General features: G+C 60.6%; 18 protein-coding genes and 1 riboswitch. Of the genes, 10 read left to right on the plus strand and 8 right to left on the minus strand.

What is annotated here, in order from left to right; translation table 11 throughout:
* Positions 1 to 211: 211 nt before the first annotated feature.
* Complete coding sequence (locus PH5382_RS07185; protein ID WP_058333686.1) at positions 212 to 1,441, minus strand: urate hydroxylase PuuD; 1,230 nt, start codon at positions 1,439 to 1,441, stop codon at positions 212 to 214.
* Between the two features lie 196 nt (positions 1,442 to 1,637).
* Between PH5382_RS07185 and PH5382_RS07190 the strand changes: the two genes are divergently transcribed.
* The gene (locus tag PH5382_RS07190; protein WP_058333687.1) at positions 1,638 to 2,585 is read left to right on the plus strand and encodes a LysR family transcriptional regulator; all 948 of its coding nucleotides are present in this window, start codon (positions 1,638 to 1,640) and stop codon (positions 2,583 to 2,585) included.
* A gap of 138 nt (positions 2,586 to 2,723) precedes the next feature.
* Here PH5382_RS07190 and uraH read toward each other — a convergent pair whose 3' ends face one another.
* The gene (uraH, locus tag PH5382_RS07195; protein WP_058333688.1) at positions 2,724 to 3,080 is read right to left on the minus strand and encodes a hydroxyisourate hydrolase; all 357 of its coding nucleotides are present in this window, start codon (positions 3,078 to 3,080) and stop codon (positions 2,724 to 2,726) included.
* Between the two features lie 194 nt (positions 3,081 to 3,274).
* On the opposite strand from uraH, the gene puuE reads away from it, so the two are divergent.
* The 3 genes from puuE (at position 3,275) to PH5382_RS07210 (ending at position 6,711) form a co-directional block, all read left to right on the plus strand.
* A complete protein-coding gene (gene puuE / locus PH5382_RS07200; RefSeq protein ID WP_058333689.1) occupies positions 3,275 to 4,693 on the plus strand; it encodes an allantoinase PuuE in 1,419 nt (472 codons plus the stop codon).
* Positions 4,690 to 5,187: an ureidoglycolate lyase gene (locus PH5382_RS07205; protein WP_058333690.1), complete on the plus strand. Its 498-nt coding sequence runs from the start codon at positions 4,690 to 4,692 to the stop codon at positions 5,185 to 5,187. Before puuE ends, PH5382_RS07205 begins: the two co-directional genes overlap by 4 nt.
* A gap of 96 nt (positions 5,188 to 5,283) precedes the next feature.
* On the plus strand, positions 5,284 to 6,711 hold the full coding sequence (locus PH5382_RS07210) for a uracil-xanthine permease family protein (RefSeq protein ID WP_058333691.1): 1,428 nt from the start codon (positions 5,284 to 5,286) through the stop codon (positions 6,709 to 6,711).
* Between the two features lie 360 nt (positions 6,712 to 7,071).
* On the opposite strand, the gene PH5382_RS07215 is transcribed toward PH5382_RS07210, so the two are convergent.
* The 4 genes from PH5382_RS07215 to PH5382_RS07230 form a co-directional block, all read right to left on the minus strand.
* On the minus strand, positions 7,072 to 8,058 hold the full coding sequence (locus PH5382_RS07215; protein ID WP_082645593.1) for a type I glyceraldehyde-3-phosphate dehydrogenase: 987 nt from the start codon (positions 8,056 to 8,058) through the stop codon (positions 7,072 to 7,074).
* Between the two features lie 193 nt (positions 8,059 to 8,251).
* The gene (locus PH5382_RS07220) at positions 8,252 to 8,575 is read right to left on the minus strand and encodes a hypothetical protein (protein WP_231751816.1); all 324 of its coding nucleotides are present in this window, start codon (positions 8,573 to 8,575) and stop codon (positions 8,252 to 8,254) included.
* A 238-nt stretch (positions 8,576 to 8,813) separates the two neighbouring features.
* Positions 8,814 to 9,638, minus strand: coding sequence for a bifunctional allantoicase/(S)-ureidoglycine aminohydrolase (locus PH5382_RS07225; protein ID WP_058333694.1), 825 nt, complete (start codon positions 9,636 to 9,638; stop codon positions 8,814 to 8,816).
* Positions 9,639 to 9,840: 202 nt separating this feature from the next.
* Positions 9,841 to 10,617 carry an IclR family transcriptional regulator gene (locus PH5382_RS07230; RefSeq protein WP_058333695.1) on the minus strand — a complete coding sequence of 259 codons (777 nt, stop codon included), beginning with the start codon at positions 10,615 to 10,617 and terminating at the stop codon, positions 9,841 to 9,843.
* A 169-nt stretch (positions 10,618 to 10,786) separates the two neighbouring features.
* On the opposite strand from PH5382_RS07230, the gene PH5382_RS07235 reads away from it, so the two are divergent.
* The 5 genes from PH5382_RS07235 (at position 10,787) to PH5382_RS07255 (ending at position 19,580) form a co-directional block, all read left to right on the plus strand.
* Positions 10,787 to 12,127 carry an aromatic ring-hydroxylating dioxygenase subunit alpha gene (locus PH5382_RS07235; RefSeq protein WP_058333696.1) on the plus strand — a complete coding sequence of 447 codons (1,341 nt, stop codon included), beginning with the start codon at positions 10,787 to 10,789 and terminating at the stop codon, positions 12,125 to 12,127.
* 84 nt (positions 12,128 to 12,211) lie between these two features.
* Positions 12,212 to 13,699: a glutamine synthetase family protein gene (locus tag PH5382_RS07240; RefSeq protein ID WP_058333697.1), complete on the plus strand. Its 1,488-nt coding sequence runs from the start codon at positions 12,212 to 12,214 to the stop codon at positions 13,697 to 13,699.
* Between the two features lie 141 nt (positions 13,700 to 13,840).
* A riboswitch (glycine riboswitch) is annotated at positions 13,841 to 13,950 on the plus strand.
* A gap of 256 nt (positions 13,951 to 14,206) precedes the next feature.
* Positions 14,207 to 14,566, plus strand: a complete 360-nt coding sequence (gene gcvH / locus PH5382_RS07245; RefSeq protein WP_058333698.1) for a glycine cleavage system protein GcvH — start codon at positions 14,207 to 14,209, stop codon at positions 14,564 to 14,566.
* Positions 14,567 to 14,763: 197 nt separating this feature from the next.
* Positions 14,764 to 17,604, plus strand: a complete 2,841-nt coding sequence (gene gcvP, locus PH5382_RS07250) for an aminomethyl-transferring glycine dehydrogenase (RefSeq protein WP_058333699.1) — start codon at positions 14,764 to 14,766, stop codon at positions 17,602 to 17,604.
* A gap of 251 nt (positions 17,605 to 17,855) precedes the next feature.
* Positions 17,856 to 19,580 carry an amidohydrolase gene (locus PH5382_RS07255; protein ID WP_058333700.1) on the plus strand — a complete coding sequence of 575 codons (1,725 nt, stop codon included), beginning with the start codon at positions 17,856 to 17,858 and terminating at the stop codon, positions 19,578 to 19,580.
* A gap of 96 nt (positions 19,581 to 19,676) precedes the next feature.
* On the opposite strand, the gene PH5382_RS07260 is transcribed toward PH5382_RS07255, so the two are convergent.
* A complete protein-coding gene (locus PH5382_RS07260) occupies positions 19,677 to 20,024 on the minus strand; it encodes a cupin domain-containing protein (protein ID WP_058333701.1) in 348 nt (115 codons plus the stop codon).
* Between the two features lie 45 nt (positions 20,025 to 20,069).
* Positions 20,070 to 21,005, minus strand: coding sequence for a 2-hydroxyacid dehydrogenase (locus PH5382_RS07265; RefSeq protein WP_058333702.1), 936 nt, complete (start codon positions 21,003 to 21,005; stop codon positions 20,070 to 20,072).
* Positions 21,006 to 21,131: 126 nt separating this feature from the next.
* On the opposite strand from PH5382_RS07265, the gene PH5382_RS07270 reads away from it, so the two are divergent.
* Positions 21,132 to 22,367 carry an acyl-CoA dehydrogenase family protein gene (locus PH5382_RS07270; RefSeq protein ID WP_058333703.1) on the plus strand — a complete coding sequence of 412 codons (1,236 nt, stop codon included), beginning with the start codon at positions 21,132 to 21,134 and terminating at the stop codon, positions 22,365 to 22,367.
* The last annotated feature ends 1 nt before the right edge of the window (position 22,368 follow it).

Here is a 22,368-nt window from a genome sequence, read left to right on the forward strand (position 1 = left end):
TCAGGTGTAGAACGCGCATCTTTTGGCCCCGCGCGGGGCCGGATGCGTTGCGTTTGTGAGCCTATCACAGAGCGGAGCGAGGTAAAGCAGTCAACGAGGCGTCGCGATCACAGGCCGGTGAGCAGTGGCAGGAAACCGCGCGTGCATATTTACAGAGCATTTAAAGCCGGGAAGTCAAAAATGGGCAGTGAAAGCTGCACAGGTAGATCTGTCACATCTGTGCATTTTTGAACCAGCGCCGGATTGCGGCGCGATCTTCGGGCTCCATGAAGGTGACATTGGCCGGGGGCATGGCATCTGTCACACCGGCATGCATGAACACGGCCTCGGCCTGACGGGCCAGATCGCCTTCGGTTTCCAGCAACACACCCTTGGGGGCGGTGCGGATGCCATCCCAGTAGGGTTCACGGGCGTGGCACATGCTGCAGCGCCCCAGCACGATTTCATGCACGTCTTTAAAGCCCTGCGCCTGTGCCATTTTCTGCGCGGTGCCAGTGAGCGCGGCTGCTTCGTCAGCCTCGCCATCATGTTCCAGCCCCAGCGTAGACAGGATGATGACCCCAAGAAACAGCAGCGTGGTCGCCAGCCAAGTCCAGGTCGGATTGCCTTTGCCGGCATGTTTGGTGTTGAAATAATGCCGGATGGTGACGCCCATCAAAAACACCAGTGCTGCAATCAGCCAATTGTACTCACTGGCAAAAGCCAGTGGATAGTGGTTCGACAGCATGAGGAAAATCACCGGCAGGGTGAGGTAGTTGTTATGGGTCGAGCGCAGCTTGGCGATTTTGCCATATTTGGCGTCGGGCGTACGGCCTGCCTGTAGATCCGCCACCACGATACGCTGGTTTGGCATGATGATGAAAAACACATTGGCGGTCATGATGGTGGCGGTGAAAGCCCCCAGATGCAGCATCATGGCACGGCCGGTAAAGACCTGGTTCAGCCCATATCCCATGGCCACCAGCAGCACGAATAGCAGCACCATCAGCAGGGTCGGGCGGTCGGCCAGGCCGGATTTGCACAACCGGTCATAGATCAGCCAGCCAATCGACAGCGAGGCGGCAGAGATGGCAATGCCCTGCCAGAGCGCGAGCTCGGCCTTGGTTTGATCAATCAGGTAGAGCTCGCCGCCGACCCAATAGACCACCATCAGCAGGGCGAAACCCGAAAGCCAGGTGGTGTAGCTTTCCCATTTGAACCAGATCAGGTGCTCGGGCATCGCGGCGGGGGCAACCAGATATTTGCGGATGTGATAAAAGCCGCCGCCATGCACCTGCCATTCTTCGCCATGGGCACCGACAGGTAGGTCGGGGGATTTGCGCAGGCCCAGATCCAGCGCGATGAAGTAGAAAGAGGACCCGATCCAAGCCATCGCAGTGATCAAATGCAGCCAGCGAATGGCAAAGCCAAGCCAATCCCACATCATTAGAATCTCATACATGCCGTGCGCCTCACTGTCTTTTTTGGCAGGGTCTGCCCAGTACTGTAAATTTGGCCAGTCCTGAAAATTTGCCCAGTCCTGAAAATGATTTGACCTGTGGCGACCCTAGTCAAACCCTTGTTTATTCGGTATTCCAGTAAACTTCCAAGCTGTATCAAAAAAACAAGAAGAATGCGCCAAGACGACAGGGGGTCTCATGTCCTATCTCGACAATATCCGAACCTTTGTGCGGGTTTATGAGCTGGGCTCGATGTCCGCGGCGGGGCGGGATCTGCGGATCTCTCCGGCGGTGACCTCGGCGCGGATTTCGCAGCTGGAGGACTACCTTGGCGTGCGCCTGTTCCAACGCACCACCCGTAATCTGACCGCCACCGAACAGGGCCGCGCGTTTTATTCCGGCGCCGTTTCGGTGCTGGAGGCGGTGGATCAGGCCGAAGCGCAGGTGATGCATCTGACGGATACGCCCCGCGGCACTTTGTTTGTCGCAGCCCCGCTGGGGGCCGGGCGGCGGCTGGTCGCGCCCGAGGTGCCTGAGTTTTTGGCGCAATACCCGGAGATCAATCTGCGCATGCGCCTGTCGGATCGGACTGTGGATCTGACCACCGAGGGGCTGGATCTGGCGTTTTTCCTTGGCCAGCCTGAGGACAGCAATCTGCGCATGCGCAAAGTTGCCGACTGCCGACGGGTGCTGTGCGCAGCACCGCAATATGTCGCGCGCCATGGCAACCCACAAAGTGGCGCGGATCTGGTCAAGGGCGGGCACAATTGCCTGAACCTGCGCTATCCGGGCGCCAGCGAATTTCAGTGGATGCTGAATAGCCCTGAAGGCCCCAAACGCTTTGCGGTGTCGGGGCGGTATGAATGTGACGATGGCGATGTTCTGACCGATTGGGCGCTGGCCGGGGAAGGCATTGCGCTGAAACCGGTGTTCGAAGTCGCAGCGCATCTTGCGGCGAAAAGACTGGTGCCGGTGGCGCAGCAGGCCGCCCCTGTGCCGGTGCAGATGGCCTGTCTGTATACCCATCGCCGGCATCAGGACCCAAAGACGCGCATGTTCATGGACTTCATGACCCAGCGGATGGCGGCTTCGGTGCATGCGGCTGAGGCCTCGGTGGCCGATTTGCTGAGCGCGGCGACAGACTAGGCTGCTCAGGATAATTCGAAAGCCGTTGAGAAAAGAAACGGGGGGCTCCCGCCCCTGAAAGAGGCCCTGACGGACCTCTGGCAGTGTTGGGCCCGGCGCCGCTGACGCGGCGCACCAGCGACAGTTGCGAGGGAGTGCCTAGCTGCCGCGATAGGTGGAGTAGCCAAAGGGCGACAGCAGCAGCGGCACATGATAATGTGCAGCGGCGTCGCTGATGCCAAAGCGGATTGGCACTGCGTCGAGAAACAACGGGTCGCTGCCAGCCTGACCACTGGCGCGCAGATAGGCTCCGGCCTGAAACACCAGCTCATAGATGCCAGGGGTGAAATCGCTCTGCGGCAGGATGGCGCTATCGGTGCGTCCGTCTGCATTGGTGGTCATTTCTGCCAGTTTGATGCGGGTCTCACCCTGCAGACGATAGAGCGTGATCGGCAGGCCCGCCGCGGGGCAGCCCCGGGCCGTGTCCAGAACATGGGTGGTCAGATATCCTGTCATTGCGGCATTCCTCGATTGCTATGCTGCTTTTTCCTGCACCAGTTCTGATTTTGCTGCAAATAGGCCCGCATTGACAGTGTATTCGGGAAAATTTGAAAATGAACTCACATCTTTTACAATAGCAAGAGAGAACAGGGTTTTCGCGCGTCTCACACTGAGACGTGCGGGCAGGGCATAGGAAAGAGACGCAGCGCATGAACAGATATCCGCGCAATATGATCGGCAATGGGGTACGGGCACCGGATGCGGCCTGGCCCGGTGGCGCCAAAGTCGCCGTGCAATTTGTGCTGAACTATGAAGAGGGCGGCGAAAACTGCACCCTGCACGGGGATGCGGGCTCTGAGGCCTTCCTGTCCGATATCGCCGGGGCTGCGCCCTGGGCGGGGCAGCGCCACTGGAACATGGAATCGATCTATGAATATGGCGCCCGCGCCGGGTTCTGGCGTCTGCACCGGATGTTCACGCAGGCGGATATTCCGCTGACCATCTATGGGGTTGCGACGGCGCTGGCGCGGTCGCCGGATCAGGTGGCGGCGATGAAATCCGCAGGCTGGGAGATCGCAAGCCACGGCTTGAAATGGGTCGAACACAAAGACATGCCCGAGGAAGAGGAACGCGCCGCCATCGCAGAGGCCGTGCGTCTGCACACCGAGGTGGTCGGAGAACGCCCGCGCGGCTGGTACACCGGTCGTTGCAGCACCAACACGGTGCGACTGGTCGCTGAGGAAGGCGGGTTCGACTATGTGTCAGACACCTATGACGACGATCTGCCCTACTGGCTGGAGGTTGGGGAGCGCGACCAGCTGGTGATCCCCTATACGCTGGAAGCCAATGACATGCGCTTTGCCACGGCTCCGGGCTATATCACCGGCGAGCAGTTCTTTCAGTATCTGAAAGACGCCTTTGATCTGCTTTACGCCGAAGGCGCGGCAGGTGCGCCAAAGATGATGAACATCGGCCTGCATTGCCGCCTCATTGGACGGCCCGGCAAGGCGGCGGGGCTGAAAAGGTTCATCGACTATATTCAGGGTTTTGACGGGGTCTGGTGCCCGCGTCGGATCGAGATTGCCGAGCATTGGGCCAAGACCCACCCGCATCAGCGTCGTGAACGGGCCAGCCAGATGGACAAGGCGCGTTTTGTCGAGGTGTTTGGCGGCATCTTCGAGCATTCCCCCTGGATTGCCGAGCGTGCCCATGGGCTGGAGCTGGGGCCGGCCCATGACACAGCAGGCGGTGTGCACAATGCCCTGTGCCGGATGTTCCGCTCCGCCAGCGAGGCAGAGCGCCTGGGCGTGCTGGTCGCACACCCGGATCTGGCCGGAAAACTGGCCGCGGCCAAGCGGCTGACGGAGGAAAGTACCTCTGAGCAGGCAAGTGCCGGGCTGGATGCACTGACAGATGCGGAGCGCGCACGCTTCACCCAACTCAATGCAGAGTATGTCGCCAAGCACGGTTTTCCCTTCATTATTGCGGTGCGCGATCACGACAAGGCGTCCATCCTGGCGGCCTTTGAACGGCGCATCGGCAATGGGCGGGAGCAGGAATTTGCAGAGGCCTGCAAGCAGGTGGAACGCATCGCCGAATTCCGCCTGCGTGATCTGGTGCCCTCATGAGCGTGGCGCTGACGCAGATCCGCATCCAGCCGATGACGGCGACAGGTTTTGCGCCCTTTGGCGATCTGCTGGATGTCGCTGGAGATCCTGACAAGATCATCAATCAGGGGCTTTGTGGGCGATATCATGACCGGGCACAGATGGATTTTGGGGTCGGGCGGGCCGGGCTCAGCCTGTTTCAGGCCGAGCCCCGCACACTGCCGCTGCGCTTGGAGATGATGGAGCGCCACCCCGAGGGCAGTCAGGCTTTTATCCCGATGAGCGAACATGGGTTTCTGGTCATTGTGGCGCCAGATGCCGATGGCATGCCGGGGCGGCCTTTGGCCTTTGAGACCGCGCCGGGGCAGGCGATCAATTTTCACCGGGGCACCTGGCATGGGGTTCTGACCCCGCTACATGCACCGGGGCTATTTGCCGTGGTCGACCGCATTGGCGCAGGTGACAACCTGCAGGAACACTGGTTCGACACCGCCTTTGAGGTGGTGCGCGCCTGACGAGACACAACAAGACAAGACACAACAACCAGAGACAGGCTGCCCAACAGAAGGCGGTCGTTTCGATACCAACCAACAGAACAAGAGGGAATGAAAATGGCTGACGGCTCCTTGGGAAGCCCCGCGCAATTGCGGGACCCGAATTATACTCCACCCCTGGCGCGCGCAGTGCCGCTGGGCATCCAGCACGTGCTGGCAATGTTTGTGTCCAACGTGACACCGGCGATCATCGTGGCGGGGGCTGCGGGTTTTGGCTTTGGTTCCAACTCGCCTGACTTTCCGGAGCTGCTCTATCTGATCCAGATGTCGATGCTTTTTGCCGGGGTTGCGACGCTGTTGCAGACGGTAACGCTGGGGCCAGTGGGTGCAGGCCTGCCGATTGTTCAGGGGACGTCTTTTGCTTTTTTGCCGATCATGATCCCGCTGGTGGTGGGAAAGGGCGTTGATGGATTGGCCGCCCTTTATGGTGGGGTGCTGATTGGTGGCATCTTCCATGGCTTGCTGGGGCTGTTCATTGGCAAGATCCGCTTTGCCTTGCCGCCACTGGTGACGGGTTTGGTCGTGACCATGATCGGACTGGCGCTGGTCAAGGTCGGCATTCAATACGCCGCCGGTGGAGTGCCTGCGATTGGCACGCCTGAATATGGCTCCCTGTTGAACTGGTCGGCAGCTCTTGTGGTGATCTTTGCCACCCTTGGGCTCAAATTCTTTGCCCGCGGCATGCTGTCGGTTTCGGCCGTTTTGCTGGGTCTGATCATCGGCTACATCTACGCGCTGCTGATGGGCATGGTCACGGTCGAGGCGATCGGTGCCAGCTGGTCGCGGGCAGCCTCTTTCGCCCTGCCGGTGCCTTTCAAATACGGTTTTGAATTCTCCTTTGCGGCCATCCTTGGCTTCTGCCTGATGGCCTTTGTCTCGGCGGTGGAAACCGTCGGCGACGTCAGCGGTATCACCCGGGGCGGTGCCAAACGCGAAGCCACAGATCAGGAAATCTCCGGGGCGACCTATGCCGACGGGATCGGCTCTGCCGTGGCCGGGATCTTTGGGGGGCTGCCTAATACCTCGTTCAGCCAGAACGTCGGGCTGATTGCCATGACCGGTGTCATGAGCCGTCATGTGGTCACCATTGGCGCGCTGTTCCTGATCCTGTGTGGTTTGGTGCCAAAGGTTGGCGCGATCATTCGCACCATCCCGATCGAGGTGCTGGGCGGCGGTGTTATCGTGATGTTTGGCATGGTAGTTGCAGCTGGGATTTCGATGCTCTCGGATGTGAACTGGAACCGGCGCAATATGGTGATCTTTGCCATATCTTTGTCGGTCGGTCTCGGTTTGCAGCTGGAGCCGGGTGCAGTGCAATACCTGCCCGCGACCTTGAAGGTGCTGATGACCAGCGGCCTGCTGCCTGCGGCATTGATTGCCATTGTGCTGAACCTGATCCTGCCTGCGGAACTGGCGGATGAGGCCACCGAAGAAGTGTCCGGCGGCATGGCGGGTCACGGGGATGGCAGCCTTTCCGGAAAATAGCTATGTCCGGGTCTTGGAGTGCGGCGGGGGGCTCCCGCCCAATCCGGGACAATCAAAGATTGGCCCAGATCAGTTGGGCTCGGCGCCGCGCTTCGCGCGGCGCTTTTTCTTTGCTGAGAAGCCCGCAATGGGCAGGTCTGCCCTTTGCGGGCTGTCCTTTGCGGGATGTGATCATTCTATCTCGCCTCTTCCCGCCTCAAGGGTGAACCGCGCCAAGGCGCGGCAGCCATGGCTGCCCTTGACCCGGGCTGAGGCAAAAGTGGCCCAGTGGCTGTTGCGTAAGCGCGGCGCCGGGCCCAACGGGAGCGTCGCAGCTGTGCTGCGGCAAGCGACGGGCGGGAGGTCCCGGTTCTGGTCTGCTCAGGACGCTGCCATCAGGCGGGCGACATCCAGCATGCGGGCGGAAAAGCCCCATTCGTTGTCATACCAGCCAAAGACGCGTACCTGCTGGTCGCCACTCATGCGGATCTCGGGGGCGGCCAGAACCAGGGATTCCGGCCGGGCGCGCAAATCCGATGATACCAGCGGCATTTCCGTCCACCCCAGTACCTCGGCGGCCAGCGCGCCGGCCTTCAGGGCGGCGGTAAAACTGACCTCATCCATCGGGGTTTGCAGCTGCGCTACCAGATCCACAGCGGAGACGCTGGCCGTGGGTACGCGCACGGCCGCGCCGCTCACCCGGCCCTTGAGATGCGGCAGAACCTCGTCGATCAGATGGGTGGCGGATGTGGTGGTTGGCACCATCGACAGCGCCCCTGCGCGCGAGCGGGCAAAATCGCCCCGGGGTGCGTCGACCATCGGCTGTGAATTCGTATAGCAGTGGATGGTGGTCATATGCGCGCTGGCGATCCCGGCGATCTCATCCACCAGCTTTGCCAGTGGCGCGAGACCATTGGTGGTACAGCTGGCGTTGGAAACGATCCGCGACTGTCCCAGTCTGTCTTCATTGACACCATAGACCACGGTCAACTCGGCGGCAGGAGAGGGGCCGGAGATCAGCACTTTGCGCGCACCGGCCTGCAGGCCGCGCTGCGCCACATCCGAACTGCGGGCAATGCCGGTACAATCCAGCACCACGTCCACGCCGGAAAGATCCACGCGGGTCAGGTCCGCCTCGTGGCTGAAAGGTATTTTGCGCCCGCAAACCAGAAGGTGCTGCGCCTCGGGGCGGACCTCATGCGGGAAGGGGCCAAAGGTGCTGTCGTATTGAAACAGATAGGCGCACATCTCCAAAGGGGCGATGTCGTTTATCCGCACAACGTCGATGGTGTCACCATCTGCGGTGGTGAGGATCTGGCGCAGGATGGCGCGACCGATGCGGCCAAATCCATTGATGGCAATTTTCATGACAGGGTCTCTCCAGCATTCCGGGCGGGCCAGTTTCGGGCCAGTTGGGGCCTGATCTGAGCACGCTCCGGGATCTGTTCAAAGGGATCAGCGGGCCGCAGAACCCCACCAAAAGGCACAGGGCGATCTGCGAGATCTGCGTTTTGCAGGTTTCAGGATGAATTTCTCAGGAGTGGTATGACTTTGGGTAATCTCAGGGGCAAATCAAAGTGGCGTAATAAGGACCGGAGATTGTGCGATACATGCTATCCAGATTGACACTGCAGCCGGTGGCGCCACGAAAGGCCCGAATGGCCTGACGCACGCTGAGCACAGCTGGAGGGCGAAACGGCAGCAGTTCTGCGTTTTGGCGATTGGCCCGGTATAGCCCGGGGGTCTCTGCCACAGGGGACACATGCCAGATGCGCCCCAGAACCGTAACCTGAGTGATGTCGCCTTCCTTTGCTGCGGCCTGTGGGGCGGCAAGCGGTGTCATCAGGCAGGCGCATAGGGCCAGGATCATTGCGGAAGGTTTCATCACCGGGAACTCCAACAGTCTAAGACATAGGAACAGCCTAGCGCAGTATGCCTGCATTGCAATGGGGTTCCCCGCCAGAGACGCGCAAGAAAGCGGCAGCATCACGGATATTTGTCGCGATACAGCCGCTGGGTCTGTGCAGCAAAGAAGCGGGAGAGATCCCTGCTGGTCCTTGCTGATCCCTGCCGATCTCTGACAATCATGGCTGATTGTTTACCGAGCGCTGGCCGCGCCGGCCTCACAGGGTAAGAGGCATATGCCTGTTCACATCCTTATAGAGCAGATAGCGGAAGGGGCCTGGCCCCCCGGCATAGCAGGCCTGCGGGCAAAAGGCGCGCAGCCACATGAAGTCACCGGCCTCGACCTCGACCCAGTCCTGATTGAGCCGGTAGACTGCTTTGCCTTCAAGCACATAAAGACCATGCTCCATCACATGGGTTTCGGCAAAGGGAATGACGCCGCCGGGCAGGAAGTTGACGATGGTGACATGCATGTCATGCGCCATATCATCGGGATCCATGAAACGGGTGGTGGACCAGCGCCCCTCGGTGTCTGGCATCACATTTGGGGCAATGTCTTTTTCGTTGCGTACAAAGGCCTGTGGTTTTTCCACACCCGGCGCGGGCTGCCAGCGCTTGCGGATCCAGTGGAAACTGGTGGTGCTGTCGCCGGGATTGGTCAGGGTCCAAGCGCTGCCTGCAGGTAGATAGGCAAAACCACCGCTGGCCAGCTGATGCGTTTCACCTTCCAGGATCAGCTCCAGTGTGCCTTCGGTGACAAAGAGTGCGCCCTGTGCTGCGGCATCGCTTTCTGGTGTGACAGAGCCTCCGCCGGGCTGCAGCTCGACAATGTATTGCGAAAATGTTTCGGCAAAGCCGCTCAGCGGGCGGGCGATGACCCACATGCGCATACCGTGCCAGCCGGGCAGGCAGGAGGTGGTGATATCGCGCATGGTGCCATGCGGCAGAACTGCATAGGCATCGGTGAAAACCGCCCGGCCCGTCAGCAGCTGCTCCTGACCGGGGTGGCCGCCTTTGGGGGTGAAATAGCTGCCTTGGCTCATCTTGCGTCCTCGTTAAATACGGCCTGCAGGTGTCGATGCCATGCAGGGGTGTCACGAGGGAATATGCGCTGCCCCCCGCGCCGCTCCAAGCACGGGAAGGGGGATAACTTTCTTCGTGTTTTTTTGAAAACGAGGCTGCAAACCGGACTGCCGACCAGATGGGCTAGCCGGGCTGGCCGCCAAACAGGGGGCTGGCTGCTGCTCAAAGCCCCTCTACAACCTCGGTCTGGCGCAGCTCGGCGGCGCAGACCTGTAACCCCTGCAACAGCCGTTCGGCACTTTGTTCGGTGTCCAGCCCGCGTGGGATAGAACTGCCGACTACGACTGGTGTCTGGCCCGGGCGCGACAGGGGAACCGCAAAGCCGATGATACCGGGCTCAAATTCGCTGTTGGTGACCGCATAGGTCTGGCTGCGGGCAAGGGCGACCTGTTCCAGAATGTCGTCTTGGCGGGTCAGGGACTGTTCCGTATGGCGCGGGATTTCGGCGGCAGCCAGTCGTTCGGCGGCCTCTTCCGGCGACAGGCAGGCCAGCAACATCCGACCCAGGCTGGTGTGTGCTAACGGAATATGCGCCCCGGCGGTGAACCCATAGGTGACGGGGCCGCGTTCGGTGGTGGATTGTGCCAGTAGCAGAACCCGGCCCTGATCCAGGATGGCCAGCGTGATCTCAGTCTCCAGCTTGCGGGCGTGATGGTTGAGCACGGGCTGGACACGGCGGCCAAACTGATTGGCCTGCAAAAAGCCGCCGGCCAGCGCCAGCACCCGCGGTGTCAGCGACAGCATGCGGCCTTCCTGGCGCAGGTAGCCGGCCTGTACCAGCGTCAGCGCACCACGCCGCGCGGTTGCCCGGTCCTGACCAGTGCGCCGTGCAATCTCGGCCAGTGTCATGCAGGGGGTAGCTGCGTCAAATACGGCCAGAACCGCCAGGCCCTTGGCAAAGCTGGAGGAAATGTTTCGGTCTTGTTCTGGTTTCGTCATTCGATTGGTCACTTGTGAAATTTCAATAGAGAGCCTGGCCTTGACATCGACCGTTACACATCACAAAAAAAGATCGTATCCGGTATTGCTAGTACGCAGAACGAACAGCGTCAAGCATGCTTATTAAAATTAACGTTTCGTAATTTGAAGCGTCAAGCAGGAGCCAGCCATGATCAGCCAGGAATTGAACGAGAGTCTGACCCGCGTTGGAAAAGGCCGCGACGCAGGCGAAGTCCTGCGCCGGTATTGGCAGCCAGCGGCGCTGCTGGATGAGCTGAGTGGTGCGCGCCCGGTGGTGCCAGTGCGTTTGCTGGGCGAGGATCTGGTGCTGTTTCGTGACAGCCAGGGGGAGTTGGGCCTGATTGGCCGCCACTGCCCACACCGCGGTGCCGACATGTGTTTTGGCCGTCTGGAGGACAACGGGTTGCGCTGTCCGTTCCATGGCTGGCATTTTGACCGCACCGGCCAATGCGTCGAACAACCGGGTGAGCCGGAAGGCAGCCGCATGCATGAGCAGATCCAGAGCACGGCCTATCCGGTGATTGAGCGAAATGGCATCATCTGGGCCTATATGGGCCCCGGAGAGCCGCCCGAATTTCCCGCCTTTGACTGCTTTCGCGCACCCGAAAGCCATGTCTTTGCCTTCAAGGGGCTGTGGCAGTGCAACTGGCTGCAAGCGATGGAGGTGGGCATTGATCCCGCTCATGCCTCTTTCCTGCATCGGTTTTTGCAGGACGAAGATCCGGCGGATTCCTACGGCAAACAGTTTCGCGATAGGGCCGCTAATACCGATATCCCGATGACCAAGCTGTTGCGCGACTTTCCACGCCCCGAGATCCTCGCCGAGGAGGCCGACCACGGGCTGAAGATCACCGCGCTGCGGCATCTGGGCGAGGGCAGCACTCATGTGCGCATCACCAATCAGATCTTTCCGGGGGCGATCTGCATTCCGATGTCACGCGAGATGACCATCACCCAGTGGCACGTGCCGATCGATGATACCTCTTGCTATTGGTATTCGATGTTCACCAGTTTCGACAAACCCGTGGACAAGGATCTGATGCGCGAACAACGCCTGAAAGAGCATCGCTTGCCAGATTATGCGCCACTGAAAGGCCGCCACAACAACTATGGGTTTGACCCGCAGGAACAGGCGCGCGAAACCTATACCGGCATGGGGCTTGATATCAATGTGCATGACCAATGGGCGGTCGAAAGCCAGGGTGCTGTTCAGGATCGCACGCAGGAGCACCTCGGCAAGACGGATATTGCCATCATTCGCTATCGACGCCAACTGCGGGCTGCCATTCAGGCGGTGAAGGAGGGGCGTGACGATGCGTTGCCAATGCACGGCGGGCTGGACCTTGCGACCGTTTTCGGGCCAGTTTCAAACGACTCGATTGCGCAGGACGGCGATTGGCAGCGGGCGGCGGTGGAGGCCGATCTTGAACGTCGCGGCGGCTGCCCCTGGAATGCTAGTGTGGATGCTAGTGTGGATGCAAAAGCCTGACAGCAGCCCTGTGCGACGTATACCGATGATCCAAGGCGCGGCAGCTTTGCCCGTTCGCCGCTCGCAAAAAGGCTGAAAGACGCAATGGCATATGAGCTGACAACAGGACGATTGGCGCGCGAGGGGTTGTTGGCCCCATCAGCACTGGACCGTGCGGCAGAGATTCTGGCCGAGGCACAGGACGCGGGGCTGGAAACCATCCGGGTACTGTTTGCTGACCAGCACGGCATCCTGCGGGGCAAGGTGCTGGTGCTTGACGCCTTTGAGGGGTTGTTTCGCTCCGGGCTCAATGTGCCCTCGACGCTATTGCTCAAAGATACCTCGCATCGGACCGCCTTTGCGGTCTGGGGCGAGGGGGGCGCAGGACCTGCCGACACCGGAGATGCCGAAACGGCCGGGGCAGGGTTTGTGCCAATGCGCGGAGCGGGGGATGTTCTGCTGCTGCCGCGTCCGGAGACTTTTCGTATTCTGCCTTGGTCGCCACATTCGGCCTGGATCCTTTGTGATACGGTGCAGTCGGATGGTGCGCCGATCCGGTTTTCTTCCAGCCATGTGCTGCGACAGGCTGAGGCCGAGCTGGACGCGCAGGGCCTGCAGGCCATCTTTGGCCTTGAGGTGGAGTTTCAGATTTTTGAGCGTCTGGATGCGGCCTGCACCCACAGTCAAAGCAGCATGCCCGGCGCCCCGGTGGAAACCCGCAATCTGACCCAGGGCTATCAATATCTGACCGAGACCCGCTATTCCGACTGCGAGGCGGTGCTGGATCTCATCCGTCGCAACGCGCAGGGGCTGGGTTTGCAGCTGCGCTCGGTTGAGATCGAAATGGGGCCGAGCCAGTTTGAATTCACCTTTGCGCCGCTGCCTGCAATGCAGCAGGCCGATGCCATGGTGATGTTTCGCACCATGGTCAAAGAGGTCTGCGCCCGCGCCGGGTTTCACGCCAGTTTCATGGCAAAGCCCCGGCTGGAAAACGCCATGGCCAATGGCTGGCACCTGCATCAGTCACTGATTGAGCACACGACCAAGCGCAACCTGTTTGAGCCAAACCCCGATGGCAGCCTCAGTTCTGCGGCCTCGGGCTGGATTGCCGGGCTGCTGAAACACGCGGCAGAAACCTCAGTGCTGATTGCGCCGACGGTGAACAGCTACAAACGTTACCAGCCGTTTCAGTTGGCGCCCAACCGGATCCAGTGGGGGCGCGACAATCGCGGCGCCATGCTGCGTGGGCTGATGCAGCCCGGCGACAGCGCCAGCCGGATTGAAAATCGTGCCCCGGACAGCTCTGCCAATCCCTATTTCGCCATCGCAGCACAGATCCTTGCGGGATCGGCCGGAATGGCGGCCGGTCTATCCGCACCCGCGCCAACCACCTCCCCGTATGAGGCGGGGGCTGCCCTGTTGCCGCGCTCTCTGGGGCAGGCACTGGATGCGTTTGAAGACAGCGCTTTTTTGCGATCTGCGCTGGGCGTGGAATTTGTAAGTTACCTGTCACAGCTCAAGCGGGCCGAATGGGAACGCTACCTCAATACCGTCAGCGAGTGGGAGCAGGCGGAATACTTCAACCTGTTCTGAAGGCGGGCGGTTCCATAGGCAGGTCGTTCCAAAGTAGCTCCAAAGTCACGCGAAAGTCAGGAAGTGCCGTATTGGATGCAAAAGCGACAGATCAGGGCGCAATTGCGCCTTGAATGCCCCGGGGGGCATTGGTAATCTGCGTGCGTGCACAGGGGAGAACCGACGCCACGCAGCCGCCGCGCTGCTTGAGCACGGTGCCGAAGGAGCAACCGCCCCGGAAACTCTCAGGCAAAAGGGACCTTGTGCACGGCAAAGACTCTGGAGAGAGCGCAGGGAAACCCGCGCCGCCGAAGGGATAACGATCTCAGGCGAAGGGACAGAGGGGGCATCATTCCGCACAGGGCCTGCTCCTCGTGGGCAAATGCCGCGTGCGGGCAAAGGATGCCGGAGGGTCTTGTGCAGATCCAGTTGATCAAGCCGGCCCCGGTTGTAAGGGGGAATCGTTGTCGCAACGATTGAACCTGCAATTGGGACAAAACGAACGCTAGGCTAAACGGGACCAATACTATGAAATTTACCGAAGAACACGAATGGCTGGACGTGGATGGCGATGTGGTGACCGTGGGCATCACCGCCCATGCCGCCGAACAGCTGGGCGATGTGGTCTTTATCGAGCTGCCCGAGGTTGGCGACGAGTTTGCCAAAGATGATGAGATCGTGGTGATCGAATCCGTCAAGGCCGCCTCGGATATTCTGTCGCCACTGGATGGCGAAGTGGTTGAGGTCAACCAAGCCCTCACCGAGACCCCCGGCAAGGTGAACGAAGATGCCCAAGGCGATGCCTGGTTCTTCAAGCTCAAGGTCGCCGATATGTCGCCGATGGACGACTATATGGAAGAACCTGCCTACAAGAACTTCATCAGCTAAATCTTTCCCCCGCCGTGCCACAAGGTTCGGCGGGTTTTTCATATCTGACTACCGCTGAGATCTGACCGCGGTTTGACTGCGCTGAGCGTGTGAACGGGTTTGCCCGATTGCATCCCTGCGGCCTTTGATCTGTTGTCCCGTACCGCGATATCAATCCAACCCGACCCGACCCAAATCGAACCGACAGGAGGCATGTGATGCCTTTCACCCCGACCGACTACCTTCCTTATGATTTTGCCAACCGCCGCCACATTGGCCCCTCTCCCGAAGAGATGACCGCGATGCTCGAGGTGGTTGGTGCCGCGAGCCTCGATGCGCTGATCGAAGACACTGTTCCGGCCTCGATCCGGCAGGCGCAGCCGCTGGATTTTGGCCGCCCGCTGTCAGAGCGCGAGCTGCTGTTTCACATGCGCGAAGTGGCCGACAAGAACCAGCTGCTGACCTCGCTCATCGGGCAGGGCTATCATGGCACCGTGACGCCGCCAGCCATCCAGCGCAATATTCTGGAAAACCCCGCTTGGTACACCGCCTATACGCCCTATCAGCCAGAAATCTCGCAGGGCCGACTTGAGGCGCTGCTAAATTTCCAGACGATGATATCTGATCTGACCGGGCTGGAGGTGGCCAATGCCTCCTTGCTGGACGAAGGCACTGCAGCGGCTGAGGCGATGACCATGGCGCAGCGTCTGGCCAAATCCAAGGCAAAGGCGTTTTTTGTCGATCGTGACTGCCACCCGCAGACCATCGCGGTGGTGCAGACCCGGGCGCAGCCTTTGGACATCGAAGTGATTGTTGGCAACCCAGATAAGCTACAGGCCGATCAAGTCTTTGGCGCTTTGTTCCAATATCCCGGCACCTATGGCCATGTGCGTGATTTCACACCTCAGATGGAAGCGCTGCATGCGGCAAAGGCCATTGGCGTGGTAGCGGCAGACCCACTGGCGCTGACCCTGCTGAAAGAACCGGGCGCCATGGGTGTTGATATCGCGGTGGGCTCGACCCAGCGCTTTGGTGTGCCCATGGGGGCGGGTGGTCCCCATGCGGCCTATATGGCGACGCGTGATGCCTATAAACGGTCGATGCCGGGGCGTATTGTTGGTGTCTCGATCGACGCTCAGGGCAACAAGGCCTACCGTTTGTCGCTGCAAACCCGCGAGCAGCATATCCGTCGCGAAAAAGCCACCTCGAATGTGTGCACCGCGCAGGCGCTGCTGGCCGTCATGGCCTCGATGTATGCGGTGTTTCACGGCCCCAAGGGGCTGCAGGCCATCGCCCAGCGGATCCATCGCAAGACCGTGCGTCTGGCACGCGGGCTCGAAGAGGCCGGCTTCAAGGTCGACCCCAAGAGCTTTTTTGATACCATCACCGTGGATGTGGGCCCGTTGCAGGCCGCAGTGCTGAAATCGGCGCTGGACGAAGGCATCAACCTGCGCCGTGTTGGCGAAACCCGTGTTGGCATCACTCTGGACGAGACCACTCGGCGCGAAACCACCGAGGCCGTCTGGCGGGCTTTTGGTATCGAGCGTGAAGATGATGAACTGGCGCCAGAGTATCGCGTGCCGCAGGATATGCACCGCAAATCCGACTACCTGACCCATCCGATTTTCCACATGAACCGGGCCGAGACCGAGATGATGCGCTACATGCGCCGTCTGGCGGATCGCGATCTGGCGCTGGATCGCGCGATGATCCCGCTGGGGTCTTGCACCATGAAGCTCAACGCAGCGGCTGAGATGATGCCGCTCAGCTGGCCCGAGTTTGCCCATATCCACCCCTTTGCGCCCGCCACGCAGCAGGCGGGCTATGGCGAGATGCTGACGGATCTGTCGGCCAAGCTTTGCGAGATCACCGGCTATGATGCGATCTCGATGCAGCCCAATTCGGGCGCGCAGGGCGAATATGCCGGTCTGTTGACCATTGCCGCCTATCACCGCGCTCAGGGGCAGGGGCACCGCAATATCTGCCTGATTCCAATGTCGGCCCATGGCACCAATCCGGCCTCGGCGCAGATGGTTGGCTGGAAGGTGGTGGTGATCAAATCGGCAGAAAACGGCGATATCGATCTGGAGGATTTCCGCGCCAAGGCTGAAAAACACAGTGAAAACCTGGCGGGTTGCATGATCACCTACCCGTCGACCCACGGGGTGTTCGAGGAAACCGTGCATGAGGTCTGCCAGATCACCCATGATCATGGCGGTCAGGTCTATATCGATGGCGCCAATATGAACGCGATGGTGGGGCTCAGCCGTCCCGGTGATCTGGGCGGCGACGTCAGCCACCTGAACCTACACAAGACCTTTGCCATTCCGCATGGTGGTGGCGGCCCCGGCATGGGACCAATCGGTGTCAAATCGCATCTCACGGCGCATTTGCCGGGCCACCCGGAACTGGGCGGCGAAGAAGGGCCGGTGTCTGCGGCGCCATATGGGTCGGCTTCGATCCTGACGATTTCATGGGCCTATTGCCTGATGATGGGCGGGGCGGGGCTGACGCAGGCGACCAAGGTTGCGATCCTGAACGCCAACTACATCGCCAAGCGGCTCGAGGGGGCTTACGGCGTGCTTTACAAAGGCCCGACGGGCCGGGTGGCGCATGAATGCATTCTCGACACGCGCCCCTTTGCCGACAGTGCCAATGTGACCGTGGATGATGTTGCCAAGCGTTTGATCGACAGCGGTTTTCACGCCCCCACCATGTCCTGGCCGGTGGCTGGCACCCTGATGGTGGAGCCGACTGAATCAGAAACCAAGGCAGAGCTGGATCGTTTTGTCGATGCCATGCTGTCGATCCGCGCCGAGGTACAGGCCATCGAGGAGGGCGCGATTGACGCGGAGAACAACCCGCTGAAACATGCGCCCCACACGATGGAGGATCTGGTGAAAGATTGGGATCGCCCTTACAGCCGTGAACAGGGCTGTTTTCCACCGGGTGCCTTCCGGGTCGACAAGTACTGGCCGCCGGTCAACCGTGTCGACAATGCCTATGGCGACCGCCATCTGATCTGCACCTGCCCACCATTGGAAGACTACTTAGACTAAAACCCGATTTGGGTTTTCGAATGCACCTACTCAACCGGCCTCGCAATCGAGGCCGGTTTTCCATTTGGTGGAAATGCGCGAGAGATTGTTCAATAGGCGCACATCCTTTGCATGATAATAGATTTCTAAATGCTCCTTTTTAGTGTGCGCAGTCCCGCGACGTCATGCTTGTCTGGAATCGGGGCGAGACCAATCATCCGCGCAAAGCCAGATCTAAAAACTGGCGCAATTTTCGCGGGGGGAGATGCAAGATGAAATGGGTGGTGCGAATTCTGAAAGGGCTGGGCTTTGCTCTGCTGCTGGCGGTTGCGGCCAGCTGGTATCTGATGCGTCCTGAGACCGTGCCCATGAGGCTGGTGCTGACAGGGGGAGACATCATCACCATGGCCGAGGGGGAGGCAGAGCCGCCCGAAGCGCTGTTGATCGAAGACGGCATTATCACCCAAACCGGGAGCCTAGCAGAGCTGAAATCCAGCGGTGCCCCGGTTCACGACCTGAAGGGCGCGGTGCTGACCCCCGGGCTGATCGAACCGCACACCCACCCGATTGCCACAGCTTTGCTGGGGGCTGCCGTGGATATCAGCGGCTTCAAATATGCCTCGCGGGCTGCTGTCATGCGGGCGCTTGCGGCGGCCTCGGATGGCTACTCCCCGACGCCCTGGCTGGTGGCCTATGGCTGGGATCCGGTGGCGATTGCCGATCTGTCACCGCCCACCCTGGCAGAGCTGGACGCGATTGCGCCGGACCGGCCCATGGTGGTGATCACCCAGATGCTGCATGAGGTTTTTGCCAATACGGCTGCGATACGGGCCGCAGGCATTTCGCTTGTCTCGACCGAGCCGGCTGAGGGCGTGATCCGGGATGCCGAAGGCCGCGCCACGGGTGCCTTTCGTGAATTGGCAGCGGTAAACAGTATTCTGGCTGCCATGCCGACAGCAGATCCCGCCATGGTCGAAATTCTGGTGCGCAAGGAATATGCCGCCTACGCCAAGGCGGGCTATACCAGCATCGGCATCACCGGTGCGGTGGGCAAACATGCCGACCCGGTAGGTTTGCTGGCGCAGATCGGGACAAGCCAGCCGCCGGTCCGCAGTTATCTTTATCTGTTGCCGGATCAGCAGGCAGATCTGGGCGGCAGTGATGATTTTCGCATTCTGGGCACCAAATACTGGATGGATGGCTCGCCTTTTACCGGTGGTGCTGCCTTTGCCGAGGCCTATGAACACAGTGATCTGACCTCGGATAGGATGCATATCCCGCATGGGCATCTTGGCCCGGTGACCTATGAGGCTGCGGATTTTGAAGCCAAGGTGGCCGATTTGCAGGCCGCCGGGCACCAGATCGCGGTGCATGCGCAGGGGGAGCGCGCCATTGATCAGGTGCTGGATGCGTTTGAGGCCGCAGGACCTGCGCCAGGGCTGTCGCACCGGATGGAACATAACGCCCTGATCACCCCGGCGCAGATCACCCGCGCCAAGACGCTTGGCATCAGCCTCGGCTTTTTTGTCGACCATATCTACTATTACGGCGATGCGCTGCCCGACATCGTCGGCACGCGCGCTGAACGCTACATGCCGGTCGGGGCTGCGATGCGGGCGGGTGTTGTCACCACGCTGCATGGCGACCACCCGGCCTCGCCGATTGACCCGCTGCGCACACTGCGCACCGCCGTTGACCGGATGTCGGTGTCCGGCCAAAGCCAGACCGCACCGGATCAGGCCATCAGTCGGCACGAGGCGCTGGCGGCCATGACCCTCAATGCGGCGCGCCAATTAGGGCAGGGCGATCTGATCGGATCGATCGAGGTGGGCAAACGGGCCGATTTCACCCTGTTCAATGGCAACCCGCTCAGCGGTGACTGGGACGCGTTGTCGGTCGCGGGCACCTGGAAAGACGGCCAGCCCGCCCATACCGGGATCAGCAGCTGGCTGCACATTGGCCCTGCCTGGACTGCGGCCAAGAACATGCTGTTTTAAAGCTCTGGTTCTGACGCCGGCATTTGCGGCCCCCGAAAACCGGGGGCCGTTTCAGTTCGAGTGACGTGTTGCGGATGGGTCAGACTATGTGATCACTCAGACTTTGATCACATAGTCTTTGACGGTGGTCTCAATCACTTCCCAGATGCCTTCAAATCCGGGGCGGATCAGAAAGCTGTCGCCAGCCTTGAGCACCTGTTCACTGCCGTCGCTGCCTTTGAGAACCGACTGCCCCTCGCGGATGCGGCAATACTCCCATTCGTCATAGCTGACGCGCCAGGCGCCGGGCGTGGATTGCCAGATCCCGGCATAGAGCCCGTCGGCTTCGCGCTCTTCGATGTCCCAGGTGGTGAAAACCGGATCGCCCGAGACCAGTTTTTCGGGCGCGGGACGTTCGGTTGTCGGGGTGACTGCGGAGGTGTCTACGAGTTGGAACAGATCCATGTTTGGCCTTCTTTGCGAAATGTCAGTCAATCGTTTTTGGGTAAATCAGTAGCCGCGCTTACGGTCTACCGCATGCAGCAGCGGCTCTCCGGCTGTCAGGCGCCGGTAGTTTTCCATCACATCTTCCAGCGCATTGCCCAGATGCCAGCCCGAGACATGCGGGGTGATCGTCACATTCGGGTGCTGCCACAATGGATCCTGCGCAGGCAGCGGCTCGGTGCACAGCACATCAAGCACCGCATGGCCGGGTCTGCCCTGATCCAGTGCTGCGATCAGCGCGGTTTCATCCACCAGATCACCGCGCCCGGCGTTGATGAAGGTAGCACCGGGTTTCATCGCCGCCAGTGTTTGCGCATTGATCAGCCCGCGGGTCTCGGTTGTCGACGGCAGTATGGCGCAGATATAGTCACATAGGTTCAGCATCGGCTCCAACGCCTCTGCGCCATGATGGCAGCGCACCCCTTCGATCTGCTTGGGAGAACGGCTCCAGCCATGAACCTCAAAGCCCAAGTCACGCATCAGTGCAGCCGTGAGACCACCGATATGGCCGAGACCCAGCACGCCGACACGGGTCTTGTGGCTCTGTTTCGGGGCCAGCGGCTCCCAGGCGGTGCGGGCCTGACTGGCGGCATGGGCGGCGATGTTGCGCTGACCCTGCAACACATAGGCAAGGCAGTATTCAGCAATCTCGCGGGCGGGCTCCAGCGGTTTCAACCGGGCCACCTGCACATGCGGGGCGATGGCCGGGTGGGCGACGATGGTTTCCACCCCGGCGCCCAGTTTCTGCACCAAAGCCAGGTTGGGCAGGCGCGCGGGCAGGTCGGGATCCAGTTTCGATACCGCCAGCACTGTCACCTCGGTCAGATCGCCCGGGTTGGCGAGAGTGCGGATATCGACAGTGGGCATGATCCGGCGCAGCTCATCGGCGAGCTCCGTGTCGCGATACCATCCGTCGTGCCCGATATTGACCAATAGCGCCATGGCTGTTCCCCTTCGTCGCTTTTTGTCCCATGCGGCCATGACGTCCCGTCACTGCGCTGGACAGTTCTTGGCCGACTAAGCCATGGTTTTTGCAAGAGTGAAAGCGGCAGCGGAGGAGAATTTGAGATGGATATGAATTTTGGCATGCGGGCAGAGAACCGCAAGCTCCTGGATCGGGTGGCCACCATGGTGCGCGACGAGATCATGCCGCTTGAGGCCGAGTACCAGGCCGAGATCGGCACTGGCGACCGCTGGCAATACACCGCCCGTCAGTCTGAGATCCTTGAGGGGCTGAAGGCCAAGGCCAAAGAGCAGGGCTTGTGGAACTTCTGGCTGACCGACAGCGACAAGGGCTTTGGCCTGTCGACCGTTGAATACGCCTATTTCGCCGAGGAAATGGGCAAGACGCCGCTGGGGGCTGAGGTTTTCAACTGTGCAGCACCTGATACCGGCAATATGGAAGTGTTTGAGCGCTACGGCACCGAGGCGATGAAGAAAGCGTGGCTGGCGCCGCTCTTGGAGGGAGAGATCCGCTCTGCCTATCTGATGACAGAGCCCGATGTGGCCTCATCTGATGCCACCAACGTGTCGATGGCCTGCGTGCGTGATGGCGACGACTATGTGCTGAACGGCGAAAAATGGTGGGCCTCCGGTGCGGGGGACCCGCGCTGCAAGGTCTATATAGTCATGGTGAAAACCGGCGGCGAAGATCAGCCCAAGCACCAGCGACAGTCGATGATCGTGGTGCCTGCGAACACACCAGGCATCGAGGTGCTGCGCCCGATGGAGGTCTATGGCCACGACGACGCGCCCCATGGTCATATGCATATCCGGTTCACCAATGTGCGCGTGCCTGCCGACAGTATTCTGCTGGGTGAAGGGCGTGGCTTTGAAATCGCCCAGGGCCGCCTTGGGCCCGGACGGATCCACCACTGCATGCGCGCTATCGGCCAGGCCGAATCTGCGCTGGAACAGATGTGCAAACGCTCGCTTCAACGTGAGGCCTTTGGCAAGAAGCTGGCCCATCTGGGGGCCAACTACGACATCATCGCCGAATGCCGCATGGAGATTGAGATGGCGCGCCTGCTCTGCCTCAAGGCCGCCTGGTACATGGATCAGGGCGACGGTCGTGCAGCGGCGCCCTGGATCAGCCAGATCAAGGTGGTCGCGCCCCGCGTGGCCCTGAAAGTGATCGACGAGGCAGTGCAGATGTTTGGCGGTCAGGGCGTCAGCCAGGACACGCCTCTGGCGATCGCCTGGACCCATGTGCGCACCCTGCGTCTGGCCGATGGCCCCGATGCGGTGCACCGCCGTCAGGTCGCCCGCGGCGAGCTGAAGAAATACACCCAGGAAAAGGTCTGAT

This window comes from Phaeobacter sp. CECT 5382 (genome assembly GCF_001457775.1).
In the GTDB taxonomy this organism is placed as follows: domain Bacteria; phylum Pseudomonadota; class Alphaproteobacteria; order Rhodobacterales; family Rhodobacteraceae; genus Pseudophaeobacter.

Excerpts from the sequence above, each read along its gene's own strand:
- PH5382_RS07190 (WP_058333687.1), top strand. The coding sequence starts at position 1,638 with ATGTCCTATCTCGACAATATCCGAACCTTTGTGCGGGTTTATGAGCTG.
- puuE (WP_058333689.1), top strand. The coding sequence starts at position 3,275 with ATGAACAGATATCCGCGCAATATGATCGGCAATGGGGTACGGGCACCG.
- PH5382_RS07225 (WP_058333694.1), bottom strand. The coding sequence starts at position 9,638 with ATGAGCCAAGGCAGCTATTTCACCCCCAAAGGCGGCCACCCCGGTCAG.
- PH5382_RS07205 (WP_058333690.1), top strand. The coding sequence starts at position 4,690 with ATGAGCGTGGCGCTGACGCAGATCCGCATCCAGCCGATGACGGCGACA.
- PH5382_RS07240 (WP_058333697.1), top strand. The coding sequence starts at position 12,212 with ATGGCATATGAGCTGACAACAGGACGATTGGCGCGCGAGGGGTTGTTG.
- PH5382_RS07235 (WP_058333696.1), top strand. The coding sequence starts at position 10,787 with ATGATCAGCCAGGAATTGAACGAGAGTCTGACCCGCGTTGGAAAAGGC.
- PH5382_RS07270 (WP_058333703.1), top strand. The coding sequence starts at position 21,132 with ATGGATATGAATTTTGGCATGCGGGCAGAGAACCGCAAGCTCCTGGAT.
- PH5382_RS07185 (WP_058333686.1), bottom strand. The coding sequence starts at position 1,441 with ATGTATGAGATTCTAATGATGTGGGATTGGCTTGGCTTTGCCATTCGC.
- PH5382_RS07230 (WP_058333695.1), bottom strand. The coding sequence starts at position 10,617 with ATGACGAAACCAGAACAAGACCGAAACATTTCCTCCAGCTTTGCCAAG.
- gcvH (WP_058333698.1), top strand. The coding sequence starts at position 14,207 with ATGAAATTTACCGAAGAACACGAATGGCTGGACGTGGATGGCGATGTG.
- PH5382_RS07265 (WP_058333702.1), bottom strand. The coding sequence starts at position 21,005 with ATGGCGCTATTGGTCAATATCGGGCACGACGGATGGTATCGCGACACG.
- PH5382_RS07215 (WP_082645593.1), bottom strand. The coding sequence starts at position 8,058 with ATGAAAATTGCCATCAATGGATTTGGCCGCATCGGTCGCGCCATCCTG.
- uraH (WP_058333688.1), bottom strand. The coding sequence starts at position 3,080 with ATGACAGGATATCTGACCACCCATGTTCTGGACACGGCCCGGGGCTGC.
- PH5382_RS07220 (WP_231751816.1), bottom strand. The coding sequence starts at position 8,575 with ATGAAACCTTCCGCAATGATCCTGGCCCTATGCGCCTGCCTGATGACA.
- PH5382_RS07255 (WP_058333700.1), top strand. The coding sequence starts at position 17,856 with ATGAAATGGGTGGTGCGAATTCTGAAAGGGCTGGGCTTTGCTCTGCTG.
- gcvP (WP_058333699.1), top strand. The coding sequence starts at position 14,764 with ATGCCTTTCACCCCGACCGACTACCTTCCTTATGATTTTGCCAACCGC.
- PH5382_RS07260 (WP_058333701.1), bottom strand. The coding sequence starts at position 20,024 with ATGGATCTGTTCCAACTCGTAGACACCTCCGCAGTCACCCCGACAACC.
- PH5382_RS07210 (WP_058333691.1), top strand. The coding sequence starts at position 5,284 with ATGGCTGACGGCTCCTTGGGAAGCCCCGCGCAATTGCGGGACCCGAAT.